13 protein-coding genes are annotated in these 17,015 nt (G+C 70.8%); 7 read left to right on the forward strand and 6 right to left on the reverse strand.

Going from position 1 to position 17,015, the window contains the following annotated elements:
• Nucleotides 1–165: 165 nt before the first annotated feature.
• Together WMF34_RS13540 and WMF34_RS13545 are read left to right on the forward strand one after the other, a co-directional pair.
• Nucleotides 166–2,352, forward strand: coding sequence for a glycoside hydrolase family 3 N-terminal domain-containing protein (locus WMF34_RS13540; protein ID WP_437993524.1), 2,187 nt, complete (start codon nt 166–168; stop codon nt 2,350–2,352).
• 164 nt (nt 2,353–2,516) lie between these two features.
• A complete protein-coding gene (locus WMF34_RS13545; protein ID WP_012235234.1) occupies nt 2,517–3,377 on the forward strand; it encodes an SDR family NAD(P)-dependent oxidoreductase in 861 nt (286 codons plus the stop codon).
• Between the two features lie 207 nt (nt 3,378–3,584).
• Here the strand turns inward: WMF34_RS13545 and WMF34_RS13550 are convergent, their stop codons facing one another.
• Together WMF34_RS13550 and WMF34_RS13555 are read right to left on the reverse strand one after the other, a co-directional pair.
• Nucleotides 3,585–4,994, reverse strand: a complete 1,410-nt coding sequence (locus WMF34_RS13550) for a hypothetical protein (protein WP_012235235.1) — start codon at nt 4,992–4,994, stop codon at nt 3,585–3,587.
• Between the two features lie 384 nt (nt 4,995–5,378).
• Nucleotides 5,379–5,807, reverse strand: a complete 429-nt coding sequence (locus tag WMF34_RS13555) for a hypothetical protein (protein WP_044964790.1) — start codon at nt 5,805–5,807, stop codon at nt 5,379–5,381.
• Nucleotides 5,808–6,258: 451 nt separating this feature from the next.
• Here WMF34_RS13555 and WMF34_RS13560 point away from each other — a divergent pair, with 451 nt between their 5' ends.
• On the forward strand, nt 6,259–7,023 hold the full coding sequence (locus WMF34_RS13560; RefSeq protein WP_012235237.1) for a hypothetical protein: 765 nt from the start codon (nt 6,259–6,261) through the stop codon (nt 7,021–7,023).
• Between the two features lie 93 nt (nt 7,024–7,116).
• On the opposite strand, the gene WMF34_RS13565 is transcribed toward WMF34_RS13560, so the two are convergent.
• Both WMF34_RS13565 and WMF34_RS13570 read right to left on the reverse strand, forming a co-directional pair.
• Nucleotides 7,117–9,522, reverse strand: a complete 2,406-nt coding sequence (locus tag WMF34_RS13565) for a hypothetical protein (protein ID WP_437993525.1) — start codon at nt 9,520–9,522, stop codon at nt 7,117–7,119.
• 10 nt (nt 9,523–9,532) lie between these two features.
• Nucleotides 9,533–9,787, reverse strand: coding sequence for a hypothetical protein (locus WMF34_RS13570; RefSeq protein WP_437993526.1), 255 nt, complete (start codon nt 9,785–9,787; stop codon nt 9,533–9,535).
• Between the two features lie 84 nt (nt 9,788–9,871).
• On the opposite strand from WMF34_RS13570, the gene WMF34_RS13575 reads away from it, so the two are divergent.
• The 4 genes from WMF34_RS13575 (at nt 9,872) to WMF34_RS13590 (ending at nt 13,505) form a co-directional block, all read left to right on the forward strand.
• Nucleotides 9,872–11,113 carry a hypothetical protein gene (locus tag WMF34_RS13575; protein WP_437993527.1) on the forward strand — a complete coding sequence of 414 codons (1,242 nt, stop codon included), beginning with the start codon at nt 9,872–9,874 and terminating at the stop codon, nt 11,111–11,113.
• On the forward strand, nt 11,110–11,349 hold the full coding sequence (locus WMF34_RS13580) for a hypothetical protein (protein WP_437993528.1): 240 nt from the start codon (nt 11,110–11,112) through the stop codon (nt 11,347–11,349). The genes WMF34_RS13575 and WMF34_RS13580 overlap by 4 nt, the downstream gene beginning before the upstream one ends.
• Nucleotides 11,350–11,652: 303 nt before the next feature.
• Nucleotides 11,653–12,411 (forward strand): SDR family NAD(P)-dependent oxidoreductase, encoded by a 759-nt coding sequence (locus WMF34_RS13585; RefSeq protein WP_012235241.1) that lies wholly within the window; start codon nt 11,653–11,655, stop codon nt 12,409–12,411.
• Nucleotides 12,412–12,509: 98 nt separating this feature from the next.
• A complete protein-coding gene (locus WMF34_RS13590) occupies nt 12,510–13,505 on the forward strand; it encodes an aldo/keto reductase (protein WP_437993529.1) in 996 nt (331 codons plus the stop codon).
• A gap of 36 nt (nt 13,506–13,541) precedes the next feature.
• On the opposite strand, the gene WMF34_RS13595 is transcribed toward WMF34_RS13590, so the two are convergent.
• Nucleotides 13,542–14,933 carry a sigma-70 family RNA polymerase sigma factor gene (locus tag WMF34_RS13595; RefSeq protein WP_437993530.1) on the reverse strand — a complete coding sequence of 464 codons (1,392 nt, stop codon included), beginning with the start codon at nt 14,931–14,933 and terminating at the stop codon, nt 13,542–13,544.
• A gap of 264 nt (nt 14,934–15,197) precedes the next feature.
• Nucleotides 15,198–16,841: a ribonuclease J gene (locus tag WMF34_RS13600; protein WP_044964795.1), complete on the reverse strand. Its 1,644-nt coding sequence runs from the start codon at nt 16,839–16,841 to the stop codon at nt 15,198–15,200.
• Nucleotides 16,842–17,015: the final 174 nt, after the last annotated feature.

Genomic DNA, 17,015 nt, shown 5'->3' on the forward strand with positions numbered 1-17,015 from the left:
GGTCTCTGGCGGCGCGCGGCCCGGCCGGCACACGGCCCGCCGGGGGGCCCGCGCGCGGCGCTCGGTGGCGGTGGGGGGATTCCCTCCACCGCCACACGCGCGACGAGGGCGACGAGCGTGACGGTGGACTTGTCGCCGTGCGCTCCCCATCGTGCAGGAGAACCCATGAACGACGCTCCTCTCTACAAAGACGCCAAGCAGCCCGTGGGAAAGCGGGTGGAAGACCTCCTGAGTCGGATGACCCTGGACGAGAAGGTGGGGCAGCTCATGCAGCTCGACGCCCAGGGAGATCTGGAGGACGCGATCGGGCGGATGAAGGTCGGCAGCCTCCTGCACTGCAACGGGAAGGACGCTGACACGGCGATCCGGCGCGCGCTGGACACCCGCCTTGGCATTCCGGTGCTGATGGCCGACGACGGGATTCATGGCCATTCCTTCTGGGCGGGCGCGACGATCTTCCCCACGCAGCTCGCCATGGCCTGCACCTGGGATACGGGGCTCCTGGAGCAGGTCGCGCGGGTTACCGCCGCCGAGATGCGGGCCACGGGACTCAAGTGGACGTTCTCTCCCGTCCTGTGCCTCACACGCGATCTCCGCTGGGGCAGGGTGGGGGAGACCTTCGGCGAGGATCCCTATCTGATCGGAGAGCTCGCCTGCGCGATGATCAAGGGGTATCAGGGCAAGGGCCTGGACGATCCGGACGCGGTGCTGGCCACGGCCAAGCACTACGCGGGGTACTCGGAGACGCTCGGCGGCCGCGACGCCTCGGAGGCGAACATCTCGCGGCGCTACCTGCGCTCGTATTTCCTGCCGCCCTTCGAGCGGGCCGCGCGGAGCGGCTGCATGGCCTTCATGACTGGATATCAGTCCATGGACGGGATCCCGGCCACCGCCAACCGCTGGCTCCTGACGGAGGTCCTCAAGGAGGAGTGGGGGTTCGAGGGGATCCTCGTGACCGACTGGAACAACGTGGGCAATCTCGTGCTCGATCAGAAGGTCTGCAAGGACATGGCCGAGGCGGCCACCGTGGCGGTCCGCAGCGGAAACGACCTGATGATGGCGACACCGCAGTTCTACGAGGGCGCCCAGGAGGCGGTGCGCCGCGGGCTCCTCGCCGAGGCCGAGATCGACGCGGTCGTGCGGCGCGTCCTGTCGCTCAAGTTCTCCCTGGGGCTCTTCGAGGACCCGGGGTACAGCAGCGAGCAGCGCATCCAGGAGATCATCGGGTGTGCGGCCCACCGGGACCTGAACCTGGAGGTCGCGCGGGCGTCTCTCGTGCTGCTCAAGAACGACGGCGTCCTGCCGCTCGCGGGGGCCGCGGCGTCTACGCCCTTGCGGCGGATCGCGGTGATCGGCCCCAATGCAGACGACACGATCGCCCAGCTGGGCGACTGGTCGCTCGGCTCGGGCCAGATGAGCGGCGGCAACGGGCCGCAGCACCCCCGCTCGAGCATCGTCACGATCGTGGATGGGATACGGGAGCTCGCGCCCCCGGGGTGTGAGGTGGTCTATGCCGCGGGCTGCTCGGTTCTCAGCGAGGACGAGTCGGGCATCCCTGCGGCGGTCGAGCTGGCCCGGGGCGCAGACGCGGTGGTGCTGGTCCTGGGGGACAGGATCGAGCTCATCGGCGAGACGAAGAGCACGGCGACCCTCGAGCTCATGGGCGGACAGAGGGCCCTCTCGGACGCGATCGCCAGTACCTGTGTGCCCACGGTCGTTGTCCTCGTCAACAGCAAGCCGCTGGTCCTGCCGCGCTCGGCGCTCGGCGCGGCGGCGATCCTCGAGGCGTTCAATCCGGGGATGATGGGCGGGCGGGCCGTGGCCGAGGCGGTGTTCGGGAAGATCAACCCCTCTGGCAAGCTGACGATCTCGTTCCCCTACCACGTGGGCCAGCAGCCGATATTCTACAACCAGGCCCGCGGCCAGCACGGGAATCGCTATGCCGACCTCACGCAGGAGCCTGCGTTCGCCTTCGGCTTCGGCCTGAGCTACACGCGCTTCACCTACGGCGATCTGCAGGTCCTGACGCCGAGCGTGGAGCGAGGCGGCACGGCGTCGTTCGAGGTGACGGTCACCAACGCTGGCGGGCGCGAGGGCGTCGAGATCGTCCAGCTGTACATCGAGGATCTGGTGACGTCGTCCACGTGGGCGCAGAAGGAGCTGAAGGCCTTCCACCGCGTGAGCCTGGCCGCGGGGGAGGCGCGCAAGGTGCGCTTCGATGTCCCCGTCTCGGAGCTGTCCCTGGTCGACGCGGAGGGGCGCCGCGTGGTGGAGCCGGGGGATTTCCGTGTCCACATCGGCTCGTCGTCCCGGCCGCAGGACCTGCTCAGCGCCGGCTTCGCCGTGGCGTAGGGCCCGTCGGTGGCGACCGCCGACGCCTCCGGTTTGAATTTCAATCCTGGCTGGATGACAGCTTATACCTACGTCCAGAATTCCAATTTTCTCCGGGTCGTGTATCACCGTCGATGGGGCAACGAGCGTCGGGTGAGGCCTCGGCGCCCGAGGAGGGAAGACCGATGACGGCGAAGCGGGTGGCGCTGGTGACGGGCGCGAGCACGGGGATCGGCCGGAGCGTGGCGGAGACGCTCGCGAGGAACGGGTATGTGGCGTTCGCGGGCATGCGCGATCCCAATGGCAGGAACCGAGCGGCGCGCGACGAGGTGGCCGGCCTGGCGGCCGCGGGGATCCCCATCGAGGCGGTCGCGCTCGACGTGACGGACGACGCCTCCGTGGCCGCGGCGGTCGCGACGGTGGTGGAGAAGACAGGGAAGATCGATGTGCTCCTGAACAACGCGGGCGGCTGCCTGATGGGGCTGACCGAGTGCGGCAGCGTCGATCTGCTGCGACGGCTCCTCGATACCCACGTCCTCGGGACGCAGCGCGTCTGTCGCGCCGTGCTGCCGCACATGCGCCGGCGAAGGACCGGGGTGCTCGCCTTCACGTCCAGCTTGGGCGGGCGCGTCGTCATACCGACCACGACGCTCTACTGCGCGGCGAAGGCCGGGATGGAGATGATCGCCGAGGGCTACAAGCGCGACCTCGCGTCGTTCGGGATCGAGGTCGTGATCCTGGAGCCGGGAATGGTCCAGACGAAGATCTTCGACAACATGTGGCTGGACGACGACACGGCGCGCGCCGCCGAGTACGGGGCGCTCGGGGGCGTGGCCCGCGCCACGCTCGAGATGGTCAAGACCATGAAGGGACCGCCCCCGGAAGAGCTCGCGGACGTGCTGCTGAGGCTTCTGGAGATGCCGCACGGGCAACGGCCGCTGCGCACGACGTTCGGCGCGGACGCGGCGCTGGTCGACCCGGTGAACGTCGCCGCGGACGAGGCCACGCGGGCGCTGCACGCCGTGTACGGGGTGGACGGGGGATAGACGATGTGCAGCCGTTCGAGGCGCGCACCGCCGAGGACGACCCGGCGGAGGCGTTCACGGCGGTGACCAAGCTGGGCGCGAGACAGGTGAGCCTGGGCAGCGCCAGCGGCGCAGTCAACCTGGCGCTACCCTGCGCTTGCGAGCCGTCGCGATAGCGCTTGACTCTGCCTGTCCTCGGCCGGGGGCGGTCCACCCCGGCCTGTCTGACTACAGCGACTTCAGGTACTCCACGAGATCACGCTTCTGGCTGGAGTCGAGCCTCAGATTGAAGCGCTCGTTATAGCTGCGCACGACGTCCAGCAGCGTCTCGAAGCGGCCATCGTGGTAGAAGCGACCCTTGTTCTTCGGCTTCATGAACAGCCCTAATTCTCGGACGAAGAGGGCGGCCAGGTTCATCGTCTTGTACGAGTTGCCGGGCGCGCGGTTCGCCTGGAAGGCGTCGATTTTCATCTCCTCGGGTGTGTGAAGGTTCCAGCCAGCGTCGGTCCAGAGCGGCTTGTTGTGGCAGTTGGTGCACTTCGCGTCGCCGGTGAACAGCTTCGCGCCGCGCTCGGCGGCCTCCCTGTCGAAATCGAGCCCGGGCTCCGGCTTCGGCGCCGGGAGCGCGAGTTGATAGAAGTGCAGCGCCGGGAGCTTCGACGTGACGAGATCTTCCTTCGGATCCACGATCACATTCCAGATCCCGGTGGCCGCGGCGTTCGGGTACTTGTCTTCATCGTTGAGCCTGGGATCGAAGAAATTACCCCTCCCATGGAGCTGGGTCACGGCGACGTACGCGTTCCAATAGGGCACCGAGCCCCAGTTGCCCGTCCAGGTGTGCTCGTTGACTCCGCCCATGTCGAACGCGTTGGGGAGCAAGGTCGCGGCGGTCTTTCCGTCAGGCCGGAACGCCTTCCCGTCGAGGAGCAACTGGGCGTCGTACTTGCCCGGCCCCCAGCTGCGCAGAACTCTCCTCACGCCTTCCTCGTTGATGCCCTCGGGCACCTCCGGCAGCAGGGCGACGATCGGCTGGAGCGTCGGGGCCGTAGCGATGATGGCGCCGACGTCCAGGTCGCGGTTGGCCCAGCCGTCGAGGCGCGTGCCGATGCCTGGACGCACGGAGTCGTTGACCGTGGAGTGACAGAACGCGCACTGGAGCCCGATCGAGATCAGGTTGCCGCTGTCGTTGAAGAAGCCCGTCACCCCGAGGATCGCATCGAGCTGCAAGAGGCTCAACGTGACGGCGGGATCGTCGAGGTTGACCTGGCCGCGCGCGATCTTCTCTCGGAGCCGCGACGGGAGCGCGTCCGCGTCCACCTTCAGCCCGAGCCCCAGCGCCTGAGACGGCGTCACGTTGGCGATGCTCTCGTGCAACCGGAGCTTGCCGCCCCAGAACTCCTCGTCGCCGAAGGTGTCGAATCGGAAGATCTCCTGTCCGCGCTGGAGCAAGTTGCGCGTATTTCGTTCTGTGGTGGCGTCGAAATTGCCGAATCGCGGGCGGCGGGGCAGTTCGTCCTCGGCGGAGGCGACGCGCTCTGCCACCTCGTCCCGATCGGCCGAGTTGCAAGCGAGCGCGGCCACGCCGAGCGGGACCGTTGCTCCAACGAGCACGAGAAGCATCGTGAGATGTGTCGCCATGGTAAGACCTTTCGGTGTCTTCGCGTCTTGCTGTGAATCCAAAAGTGGTTTGTCTGCCTTCGTGGGCAAGTAAGAGAGTCCATGATCGTTTCGTCGGGTGCGCTGCTCGTGTGCTGGTCGTGCGCCGGCGACAGTCGTTGATGGCAGAGGTCTCATGGCGTTTGGGGGCGTTGTTTCCCGTTCGTGTCAACCGGGGATTCGATGAAATTGGGAGATGATGGATTGAGCTTCAGGCGATGGACATATTGCGCCCTGCACACAAGGGCTGCATTCGGCTTGATATGGGCAGCCTGAGTGCGGTCACGCCCCCGTTGTCGCTTGCCGTCTTGACGAGGTGCCCGGTCGGCCGGGGCCCGCGGAGAGGCGCGGGTCGGAACGAGCGCGCTAGCGCTGGCCTGCGCTCCCCGGCCGTCTGCCGGGCCTCGCTGCGGCTCGTTGGCCCGCGAGGTCCGCCGGCGTGGGCAGGTACTCGAGCGTCACCCAGGTCTCGCTCCCCGCCGCGCGTATTGCCCCGCGGTACAGGTGGTAATCCACGGCCTCGAACGTGGCCGTGACGGCCTCGGCCGCGGCGCCCGGCTCCGGGGCGAACGCGCCCTCGAACCGGAAGCTGCGGCGATCGATCGGGGTCAGCGCCCCCTCGATGCGCCGCGGCTCCCCGAGGCTCGCGAGCTGCCGCCCGCCGTCGCCTGGATCCGTGATCCGGCACGGGAGCCGCGGCTCCTCGCGCTCACCGTGGTGGAGCCGGCAGAAGAACTCGCCGGGCCGCGTCTGGAACGGAAGTCGCGCTGCCGCGCTGATCCCCGGCGAATCCACGAGCGGCGCCGCGGGGGCCGGGTCGGGGCGCAGCCCACGAGACCGACGACCGCGAGCCTGGCGAAGGACCAGAGAAGAGCGAATTCCGTACGCTCTCGCGGCATCCCGGCTATCGTACGCGACGCCCGGCCGATGTCGATCCCACACGACCGCAAGCGAACGCGCCACGGTCCCTTCGCGCTGGCGCTCCTCCTGCGCGGCCTGCCCGTCCTTCTCCTCGCGGGGGGCGCCGCGATCCCGGCGAGTGCGGGGACGGCCCTCACGGGGGCTCGCCGTTCATGACCTCGCTGGTCTTCGAGGGCCTGATGGACGCATGGCTGCTCCTCCGCGACCCGCGTATCCCCGAGAATCCCCGAGATCGTGGTCAGGGCCGCGGCGTGACATCGCGACCACGCGAGCGGCGGTCGCCCGCCGCGGAGTCGGGGTCATCCCGGAGCCATAGGAGCCCTCCATGTTGAACCTCCTTCTACGACTTTCCCCGCTGCGCCCGGCCGTCCGCCTCGAGACCGTCGAGCGGCGCGACTTCACCGAGCCGCGCCTCCGCGAGCTCCACGCCCTCTCGAACGCGCTCATGGCCGAGGACTTCGGGCACTTCTGCGTCCACGCGAGGACCAACGATGTCGTCCATGTCTTCCGCCGCGCCGACACCGGGGCGATCGTCGGCTTCCAGTTCTGGAAGACCGCGCCGCTCACCTTGCCCCGCAGCCGGGCCATCGTCGGCGGGAAGCTCAGGATCTCGCCGGATTTCCGGACCCGCGGTCTGCACCTCGTCTCCGGTCTCCTGTTCCTGATCGAGACGAAGCGCCGCGCGCCGCGGACCCGCCTCTACCGGCTCTCGATCGCCAGCCTCTTCGGGTTCGTCTCCATCACCGAGGCGCTCGCGCGCTACGAGCTCTTCGATCCGAAGCGCCGGGGCGCCGCGGAGGACGAGGCGGTGCGGGAGGCGTTCTTCAGGCTCGCCAGGGAGAGCAACTACCACGTCGACGACGAGACAGGCCTCGTCCGCGTCAACATCTTCATGACCGAGGAGACGGTGAGCCGGTATCCTCCGCGCTACTTCGAGCGCCCGGCTGCGCGGCGCTACGCTGCGGCCAACCCCGGCTTCCGCACGAACGGCTGCTACGCCGGATTCTGGTTCCGCTTCACCAGCGAGAACCTCCTCGCCATGACCCGCGCCGTCATGCGGAGGCTCTTCCGCCGGGACGCCAAGCGTTGAGCAACGGGGGGCCTCCGGCGAGCGATCTCGTGGGCGCCTCGTCGAGCGCCGGGATGACGTCAGCCGGGCGGCGCCCTCGGTGCTCGAGCGCGATCAGCGGTCGAGCGTGGAGCGCATGCCCCCGCCGAAGCTGACCGTCCACGCCTCCTCGGAGCGGTACGGGTTCCAGAACACCCGCACCGGCTGGTGGAATGGATAGCCCTCGTCCAGCGCGAACGTCGGTGTCTCGTCGTTGAGGTTCTCGGTGAGCCAGAGCCCGTCCCGCTGCGTGGTCATGTACATACGGTCCGGGTTTCTCGGGTCGATGGCGCACGACTCGACGCGGTATCGGTCGCTGATGCGCTGCCATGTCGCGCCGCGATCCCTGGTCCGGTACAGCCCCCCGTAGAAGCGCTCGTCGTGGCTGAAGACCGCTGTGTACCAGGTGCTCTCGGTCGTGTCGTTCGGATCGATGACGATGTCCTTCGTCCAGTAGTGCATCTCGGGCGAGGAGCGGTCATCCCACGCCGAAGCGCCAGGCTGGAGGAGGAACACGCCGGACCGGTCGGTGAACGTCCGGGTGTTGCCGGGCTGATGACCAGAGTAGGTGGCCACGATGCTTCCGTCCGTCAGCACATGGACGTTGTAGGGGTGACCCTGCGTGCGCGGCGGGGCGGGGAGCGCGGCGGGCGCCGCCTCCGGCGCGCTCAGATCGAGGCGATAGATCCCCCCCGTCAGGCTGTTGACCGCGCTCGCGTAGAGCTGGTCTGGATCGTTCGGATCGAGCGCAAGCCAGACGACGGGACGGCCGAGATCGGCGAAGAGCGACCATGTGGCGCCCTTGTCGGTGGACACCATGATCCCCCCTCTGGCCGGGCGGCTCGGCGTGCCGTCGAGGCGCGCGTCGCGCAGGTAGGGGCTCTGGTAGATGTCATGGACGCTCCCGGTCGCGGCGTAGAGCGCCCCCGTGTACGGGTGCCGGACCACGTGATAGGTGGTGTTCAGGGACAGGCCGTTCGCGCCGTCGCGAGACCAGGACGCGCCGCCATCCTCGCTGAAGGCGCTGCGGATGTCCGTGAGCGACGCGAACATCGTGTCCTCGTCGTAGAACGTCAGCCACCAGCCCGACGTCTGCTCGACGCCGCTCGTGCGGTAGACGCCGGATTGGGGCGTGTCTGCTCCCCTCGGGTTCTCATCCGCTGGTTTCACGTAGGCCTGCTGAAAGGTCCTGCCCCCATCCTCGCTGACGTGGACGAAGCCGAGATCCGTGAGGGCCACGCGGTCGGGGTTCGTGGGCGACACCGAGAGGCCGAGCGCGTACTCGCCGAACTCCCAGTCCATGTCTCCTTCGAATCCGCTCCATCCCGTGTCGATGTTGGCGTTGTGGTCGGTGCGGAACACGTGCTGCCAGGTCTCTCCGCCGTTCACCGTGCGGAGGACGATGGGGGAGAGCTTGTCGCGATCGCCGCCGGCGACGTACGCGACGCGGGCGTCGTCGTCGGGCATCGCCACGAAGGCGAGCTTGTCGCTCGGTCCGAGCCCGGACGTCGCGGCTTCCCAGCGCTTCCCGCCGAGCTTCAGCCGGTAGAGGCCGGCGTACGCGTCCACCTCCCCGCCGGTCGTGTCCGCGGTGACGAGGGCGTTGCCTTCGCTGTCCATCGCGGAGAACGTGACCGCGAGGAAGGTCGTCCTCTTGCCGCGCCCGGAGCCGGCGAACGAGACGATCTTCTCGCCCGCCGGTATGCCGCGGATCGACGTGTCGACGGCGAAGGTGCCTCCGTTGTCGTGCGAGACGAGCAGTCCGTCGCTCGTACCGACATAGATGTCGCGCCCATCCCAGTAAACGCCGCCGACCAGGAGGCCGCCCGGCCAGGTCGTCGCGTGAACCGAGCGGAAGGTGCGGCCGCCGTCGCGCGAGAAGTAGAGCTCCGTGGAGTCCGAGAAGAGCAGCCGCCGCGTGCCCCGCCGGTCGACGAACAGGTAGTGGCCGTCTCCAGGCCGCCCGGGCGTCGTGATCTCGGCGTCCCACGTGGCCCCCCCGTCGGTGCTCTTGGCCAGCGTGGCCACGTCCTGGATGCCGTTCGTGGACAGCCTGTAGCTCACCCCATAGAGGACGTCAGGATCGGCGGTGAAGCGGAATTGTGAGAGGACGCCGCCCTGGAGCTTGTGAAAGTGCAGGGTCGTCCAGCTCCTGCCGAAATCCCTCGTGCGATAGACGCCCTTCATGTCGCTGGCCATGAAGATTTCGCGGCCGTCGTGCGGGTTGATGGACGGCGAATAGAGGGCGCCCCCGCCGCCCACGCCCCGTGATCGCCAGCGGCGGCGCGCGCTCCCGGACCCGTGCTTGTCCGCATCCACCTTCCCCCAGCTCGTGCCCGCGGCGAGGCGGTCGCTCGACGCCCTCGTCGCCTCGCCGGTCGCGGCCTCCTCCGCGCAGCCTCCCGCGAGCAGCGCGATACCAAGGACCAGCGACCCCGCCGTGGTCCTGAAGTCGATCGTGAATCCAGCGTGACTCGTCATGTATGCTCCCTCACGCTTGGAATATCAGACGCTCCAGCGCCTGTGTGCGACGCTTTGGCGATCGGCTCCTCGTTTGCGCGATCCGGTCGCGCGGCAGGACAACCGTCGATCGCGGGGGCATGTTCGCGTAGGTGAAGGTCGGATGGGATGACGTGGCGTCCTTGTCGCACCGCGAACGGGAGGCGAGGTAGACGTCGGTGTCGTCGCAGGAGTGGTCCGACGCTTCGTCGACCCGATCCTCGCGCTCATGTACGAGATTGGCCATCCGGTGAGAAAATCCCCGGAGCCTCCTCCGATCCGCCACATCTCGCGCGCAGCCCGGCCACGGCGCCGCGCCACGCTCCGTCCCATGACCGACCTCTCCTCCACCGCCGGCGTCGTCGTTCGCCCCGCGGCGGCGGGCCGCCTGCGCCGGCTCGGCGCCGCCGCGCTATCGCTGCTGGTCGCCACGGCCGTATGGTTCCCGTGCCTCCACCTCTTCTTCCGGAGCGAGCCGGGCGAGCACCGCGCCTCGGGCGCGCTCTCGCCGCGTGGCCAGGCGCTGCTCGCGCATCAGCTCTCGCTCTGGGAGGAGGACAGCGCCGCGCAGGACGCGGCGCTCGCGCGGATGCGGGCCGCGAACGCCGAGTGGGACTTCATGGGCCGGACCTTCCTCGTCCTCGGCCTGGCCAACGCCGCGCTGCGGGATCCGGGCGCCCAGGCGCGCCACCTCGCCGTCATCGACCGGATCGTCGACGAGACCCTCGCGATCGAGCGCGAGCGGGGGATGCTGCACTTCATGATGCCGTACGCCACGCGGCGGCCGTTCGTGCAGCAGCCTGCGCGCAGCCTCTTCGTGGACGGCGAGATCGCGCTCATGCTGGGCGCGCGCGCCCTGGTCGCGCGCCGCGCCGATCACGAGGCCGAGCTCGACGCGCGCGTCGCCGAGATGCGGTCCCGCATGGAACGGAGCCCCGTGCTGTCGGCCGAGAGCTACCCGGACGAGTGCTGGACCTTCTGCAACACGCTCGCCCTCTCCGCGATGCGCATGGCCGACGCGCTGCACGGCGAGCGCCGCGGCCTCGATCTCGGCCGCCGCTGGCTCGCGGCGGCGCGCGCCCGGCTCCTGGACCCGAAGACGGGGCTGCTCGTGTCGAGCTACACCCACGACGGCAGGATCCTGGACGGCCCGGAGGGCTCGTCCCTCTGGCTGGTCGCGCACGCGCTGCTCCTGATCGACCCTGATTTCGCGCGCGATCAGTACGCGCGGGCGCGCCGCGAGCTCGGGGCGGAGCTCCTCGGCTTCGGCTGGGCGCGCGAGTGGCCCCGCTCGTGGGCCGGCCCGGAGGACGTGGACTCGGGCCCGATCGTGCCGCTCGTCGGGGCGAGCGCCGGATCGAGCGGCCTCGCGCTGCTCGGCGCCGCGGCCTTCGGCGACGCGCCGTACCTCGGGGGGCTTCTCACGTCGCTCGAACTCGCGGCGTTCCCGATCCGCGAGGGCGACCGGCTGCGGTACGCCGCGAGCAACCAGGTCGGCGACGCGGCGCTGCTCTACGCGCTGAGCTTCGGCCCGCTCTGGGAGCGGATCGCCGGCGCGGGAGGTGCCCCGTGAGCCGACAGCTGGCCCTCGGCGCCGCGGTGCTCATCGCGGCCTTCGCTGCCTGCCACATGCTCGGCCTGCGCGAGCATGTGTCCGTGCTGAGCGGCACGCCCCCGCCCAACGGTGGGGGCGATCCGTTGCTCGGCATCGCCTACGCGCTGGCGTGGTTCGGCGGCGTGATCTTCGCGCCGATCCTCGCGATCGCGGCGGGCGTGCTCGCGGTGGTCGACCGGCTCCGGTCGCGGTGACCCGCGCCCTCTCGGACGGCTCGCCGCCGCGCCGAGCGGCTGCCTGCGCCGCCTCGGCGGGCTCGCGCAGGGCGCCCTCGCGCGCCCCGCGCTCGCTCCTCGCGCCTCGGCGATGGGCGAGCTGCTCCGCCCGCAGCACGTCGCCAGCAGGCTGCTGCCTGCGAAGCAGACACGCCGCCCGGCGCGCGCCATCCACTCTGCGAACACAGGGCAAGCGCGGGGTGGAATGAAACGTGCTCAGGCGCGGCTCCCTCGGCGCGAGAAGACACACGATCTCGTGTCCGCCGATGGAAGGAGCTGATCGTGGATCTCGAACTCACCGGCAAGCGGGCCATCGTCACCGGCGGCAGCCGCGGTATCGGCAAGGCGATCGCGCGGGAGCTCGCGCGGGAAGGCGCCGATGTCGTGATCGCCGCGCGCGGCAAGGACAAGCTGGAGGCGACCGCCGCGGAGCTCTCGGCGGAGACGGGCCGCCGCGTCGTCCCGCTGGTTGTCGACACCGGCAACGAGACCTCGGTCAACGCGCTCGTCGAGCGCGCGGTCGCCGCGCTGGGCGGCGTGGATATCCTCGTCAACAACGCGGCCGTGCCGGGCGGGATCTCGACCGCGACGCGCCTCGACCAGATCGTCGACGCGCAGGTGATCGAGGACATCAACATCAAGGTCGTGGGCTACCTGCGGACCGCGCGCGCCGTCGCGCCGCACCTCATCGCGAACGGCTGGGGCCGCATCATCAACATCGGCGGGCTCGCCGTGCGCAAGGCCGGCCGCCCGGTCGCCACCCTGCGGAACGTCGGCGTGGCGGCGATCACGAAGAACCTCGCGGACGAGCTCGGCCCGAAGGGGATCAACGTCACGGTCGTGCACCCCGGCGCGACCCGCACCGAGCGCACCCGGCCCGAGCCCGAGAAGGACCTCGCCGCCTCGGTGAGCATCGGCCGGATCGTCGACTCCCGCGAGGTCGCGTGGGTCGTCGCGTTCCTCGCCTCGCCGAGGAGCGTCGCCATCAACGGCGACGCCGTCGTCGCCGGCGGTGGCAGCGTCGGGCCGATCTATTATTGAGGCCTGAACCGACGGCCCCGCGCCACGCGCGGGAGCTGAAGACGAGGGCGCCAGCTCGACGCCTCACGCAAACCTAGCCAAAGCACCAACGGAAGATCATGAGCATCCCGACGACCCGACTCGGCCGTACCGGCCTCACCGTTTCTCGCCTGTGCCTGGGCACGATGACGTTCGGTTTCCAGACGGACGAGGAGACCTCCCGCGCCATCCTCGACAAGGCCGCGGGCGCCGGCGTCAACTTCCTCGACACGGCCGACGTGTATCCGCTGGGCGGCGGTCTGGAGGCCGCCGGGCGGACCGAGGAGATCGTCGGCCGCTGGCTCAAGGGCAAGCGAGACCGCTTCATCCTCGCCACCAAGTGCGTCGGCCGGGTCGGCCCGAACGCGTGGGATCAGGGCGCCTCCCGCAAGCACATCCTGGACGCGATCGACGCCTCCCTGCGCCGGCTCGGCACCGACTACGTGGATCTCTATCAGCTCCACTCCGACGATCGTGACACCCCGATCGACGAGACGCTGGAGGCGCTCGACATCGTCGTTCGCTCGGGCAAGGCGCGGTACATCGGCGTGTCCAACTACCTGGCGTATCGCCTGGCGCGCGCGCTCGGCCGCGCCGACGTGCGCGGGCTTGCGCGGTTCGTGTCCGTGCAGCCGCGTTATGCGCTGCTGTTCCGGGAGATCGAGCGCGAGCTGCTCCCGCTCGCGCAGGAGGAGGGCCTCGGCGTCATCCCGTACAACCCGCTCGCCGGCGGGTTCCTCACGGGCAAGCACCGCCGCGGCGAGCCGACGGCGGGTACCCGCTTCACGCTCGGCGTGGCGGCGTCCATCTACCAGCAGCGCTACTGGAACGAGCGCGCGTTCGCGACCGTCGAGAAGCTCGCGGGCATCGTCGCCGAAGCAGGCCAGTCGCTCACGACCGTCGCCGTGGCGTGGGTGCTCGCCAACCCGGCCGTCACGTCGGCCATCATCGGCGCCAGCCGGCCGGACCAGCTCGACGCCACGCTCGCCGCGGCCGAGCTCGCGCTCGATCCGCAGCTCAAGGCGCGGCTCGACGAGGCGACAGCGGAGTTCCGCCACGGCGACTCGCCGCGCTGAGCCGGGGTCGAGGCGCCGGCGCGACGGCAGCGCCGGTCAGCCGCCGAGCGGCGTCTCCAGCGCCTGCCTCCGCGACAGCGTCCGCAATTTGCTCAGCGCGCTCTCCTCGATTTGCCGGACGCGCTCGCGGCTCACCGAGAACATGCCGCCGATCTCGGCGAGCGTGTGCGGCTGCCCGCCGTCGAGGCCGAACCGGAGCCGCAGCACGTCGCGCTCGCGCGGCGTCAGCGACTCGAGCAGCGCAGAGACCTGCGCGTGCAGGCGGCGGTGGACCAAGAGCTCGTCCGGCGCGGCGCCCTCGCTCGCGAAGAAGTCACCCTGGCGCGCGCCGTCGTCGTCCCCCACCGGAGCGTCGAGGTACACCGGCGGCAGCGCCATCTCCCGCAGCGCCTGGAGCTTCTCCATCGACAGCCCGCTCCGCTCGGCGACCTCCTCGGGCGCCGCCTCGCGCGCGTGCTCCTGCTCGAGCTCCCGCCGCGCCTGCAGCGCCCGGCGCCGGGTCTCGGCGATGTGGACCGGCACCCGGATGACCTGGCCCTGATAGAGCAGCGCGCGAGAGAGCGCCTGCTTGATCCACCACATCGCATACGTGCTGAACCGGTAGCCGCGCCGGTAATCGAACTTCTCCGCCGCCCGGATCAGCCCGAGATTGCCCTCCTGGATGAGGTCGAGCAGCGGCACGCCGCGGTGCCGGAGCTGCCGGGCTGCCGCCGCCACGAGCCGCAGGTTCGCGCGGACCATCTCGGCCCTCGCCTCCGCCGCCTCCCGGCGGGCGGCGCGCATCGCCGAGAGCGTCCCCTCGATCGCCTGGCGCCCGAGCCTGTCGACCGCGGGGATCGCCGCGCTCAGGGCGCGCTCGATCCGCTCCTCCACCCGGGGGCTCAGGCGCACGTCGGAGAGCCCGGCCGAGAGCGCGGCGCGCGCTCGCTGCCCGCTCGCCTCCGTCCGCCCGGCCTCCGCCAGGGACCGCGCGAGCCCGAGCAGCCGCGCCATCCTCACGGACGTCGCGTCGCTCGGCGCGTCGCCTCCGTCCGCGTTCAGCAGCAGATCGCTCATGTCCACCCGCCCCGCCCGCACATCGTCCGCCAGCGCCGCGAGCGCCCGCAGCGCGACGGGCGACGCGACCCAGGCCTCGATCATCGCGCGCTCCGCCGACTCGATACGACGGCCGAGCTCCACCTCGAGCTCGCGGCTCAGCGGCGCGCTTGCCGAGATCTCCTGGAGATAGACCGCGGCGACGTCCTCGCTCGGCCGCGCCGGCGGGGCGGCTCGCTGGCTCGTGGGCGCTCCCCGCCGCGACGACGGGGGAGGGCGGGTATCGGCGCCGATCGGCTCCTCGGCCCGCGTCTCGGCGACAGCGCCCCTTCCCTCCATGATCGTCGTCTCCGCCTCGCCCAGGAGGCGCGAGCTCGTGGGACTCTCGTTCATCTCGCCTGCTCCACCATGATGCCGCGTCGCGCGGTGATCGGCTCGGGCGCTCGCCGGGACACGCGGCCTGAGGGCAACCCCCCAGGATGGACCATGGAGCGACGCCGGTCATGCGGCGACAGAACAAAGGAGCTCCGCCGGTCCGCGCGATCCAGCGTCGACGACAGCCGCGCTCACTCCAGATCGCCTGTCAGCGCGGCCAGGCGCCTGGGCCGCGCGGGCCGTCCGGTTCGCCTGGCCCGCCTGACCGAGAGGCGCCGGACCTCACAGCAACACGGCCAGCGGGAGCACGGCGGGGCGCCGCGAGGCCTCGCGCCGGAACACCCGCCGCACGCCGCGGCTGAGCGCGTCCTCCAGCGCCGGCGCCAGCGTGCGCGCCGCGGGGGACAGCGCAGCGAGCGCGTCGCGCGCGCTGTCGAGCGCGGCGGCGTACAGCGGGCCGCCCTCCTCGAAGTGCGCCACGCCGCGCCCGAGGAGATCGGGGCCGCGCAAGATCTCGCCCGTCTTGCGGTCGGCCACCACCAGGACCATCACGAGCCCCTGATCCGAGATCTGCTCGCGCTCGCGGAGCACCAGCTCGGAGACGTCGAGCCCGCCGCGCGCGTCGAGCCACACCCGCCCGCTCTTCACCGTCTCGCCGAGGCGCATCCGGCCGTCCTCGAGGATCAGCGAGTCGCCGTCCTCGACGACGAAGACCCCCGACGCCGGCACGCCCATCCGGAGCGCCGTGCGCGCGTGGGCGAGCAGCATCCGGTACTCGCCGTGGATGGGGACGAAGTGCTCCGGCCGGACGGCGTCGAGGAGGACCTTCTGCTCCTCGGCCTGCGCGTGGCCGCTCGCGTGGATGGGATCGAGGCCGCGATCGAGCACCACGGCGCCGCGCTTCGCCAGGCGGTTGGCGAGCTGGCTGACGGCGATCTCGTTGCCGGGGATCGCGCGGGACGAGAAGATCACCGTGTCCCCCGGATCGACCCGCAGCCGGTGGTGGTCGCCCATGGCCATGCGCGCGAGGGCGCTGTTCGGCTCGCCCTGCGCGCCCGAAGCGAGCACGACGAGGCGCTCGGGCGGGAGCGAGGCCGCCGTGGCGTCGTCGACGAGCACGCCGGGCGGGACGCGCAGGATGCCGATCTCCTCGGCGATCCGCGTGTTGGTCGCGAGGCTGCGCCCGGCGAGCACCACCTTGCGGCCGAGCTGGGCGGCGAGGTCGAGGACGCTCTGGACCCGGTGGACGTTGGAGGCGAACAGCGCGACGAGGATGCGCCCCTTCGCCTCGCGAAACCGCCGGGTGAAGCCTTCGGCCACCGCGGTCTCGCTGACCGACCAGCCGTCGCGCTCCGAGTTGGTCGAGTCCGAGAGGAGCGCCGCCACGCCGGCCCGGCCGTACTCGGCGAAGCGGCCGAGATCGAGCCGCTCGCCGGCCACGGGGGTGAGATCGATCTTGTAGTCGCCCGTGTGGATGAGGATCCCCTCGCCCGTCTCGATGGCGTAGCCGACCGCGTCGGGGATGGAGTGGGTCACGCGGAGGGGCTCGGCGCGGAACGGTCCGGCCGCGAAGTGCTGTTGCGGCTCGACCTCGCGGAGCGGCACGTCGATGCCGTGCTCGGCGAGGCGCTCGCGCACCAGCCGGAGCGTGAAGCGCGTCCCGAACACGGGGACGGGGAACTCGCGCAGCAGCGACGGCAGCCCGCCGATGTGATCCTCGTGGCCGTGCGTGAGCAGCACCGCGTCGACCCCGCCCGCCTCGCGGACGTAGCTGAGGTCGGGGATCGCGACCTCGACGCCCAGCACCTGGTCGTTGGGGAACATGACGCCGCAGTCGACGAGCACGCGGCGGCCTTCCTCCTCGATCAGCATCGCGTTCATCCCGACCTCGCCGAGGCCGCCGAGAGGAATGATCCGGACTCCCATGGGCGCAGCCTAGCATCGCGGATCGCACGGACAGAGGCCTCCGTAGGACGCGCGGCGCGCGCGGAGCGATCTGCGCGAGGCGCGGCGCGGGGGGGCCGAGCTCAAGAGAGCTGGGCCCCGCGCCGCGCAGGAGGCCTGTCCCCGGTCTGCGGATTGCCTCCGCGCAGAGCGGGA

Source organism: Sorangium sp. So ce145 (assembly GCF_051525985.1).
GTDB classification, from domain to species: Bacteria; Myxococcota_A; Polyangia; order Polyangiales; family Polyangiaceae; genus Sorangium; species Sorangium cellulosum_B.

Excerpts from the sequence above, each read along its gene's own strand:
- WMF34_RS13540 (WP_437993524.1), top strand. The coding sequence starts at position 166 with ATGAACGACGCTCCTCTCTACAAAGACGCCAAGCAGCCCGTGGGAAAG.
- WMF34_RS13545 (WP_012235234.1), top strand. The coding sequence starts at position 2,517 with ATGACGGCGAAGCGGGTGGCGCTGGTGACGGGCGCGAGCACGGGGATC.
- WMF34_RS13550 (WP_012235235.1), bottom strand. The coding sequence starts at position 4,994 with ATGGCGACACATCTCACGATGCTTCTCGTGCTCGTTGGAGCAACGGTC.
- WMF34_RS13560 (WP_012235237.1), top strand. The coding sequence starts at position 6,259 with ATGTTGAACCTCCTTCTACGACTTTCCCCGCTGCGCCCGGCCGTCCGC.
- WMF34_RS13565 (WP_437993525.1), bottom strand. The coding sequence starts at position 9,522 with ATGACGAGTCACGCTGGATTCACGATCGACTTCAGGACCACGGCGGGG.
- WMF34_RS13570 (WP_437993526.1), bottom strand. The coding sequence starts at position 9,787 with ATGGCCAATCTCGTACATGAGCGCGAGGATCGGGTCGACGAAGCGTCG.
- WMF34_RS13575 (WP_437993527.1), top strand. The coding sequence starts at position 9,872 with ATGACCGACCTCTCCTCCACCGCCGGCGTCGTCGTTCGCCCCGCGGCG.
- WMF34_RS13590 (WP_437993529.1), top strand. The coding sequence starts at position 12,510 with ATGAGCATCCCGACGACCCGACTCGGCCGTACCGGCCTCACCGTTTCT.
- WMF34_RS13595 (WP_437993530.1), bottom strand. The coding sequence starts at position 14,933 with ATGAACGAGAGTCCCACGAGCTCGCGCCTCCTGGGCGAGGCGGAGACG.
- WMF34_RS13600 (WP_044964795.1), bottom strand. The coding sequence starts at position 16,841 with ATGGGAGTCCGGATCATTCCTCTCGGCGGCCTCGGCGAGGTCGGGATG.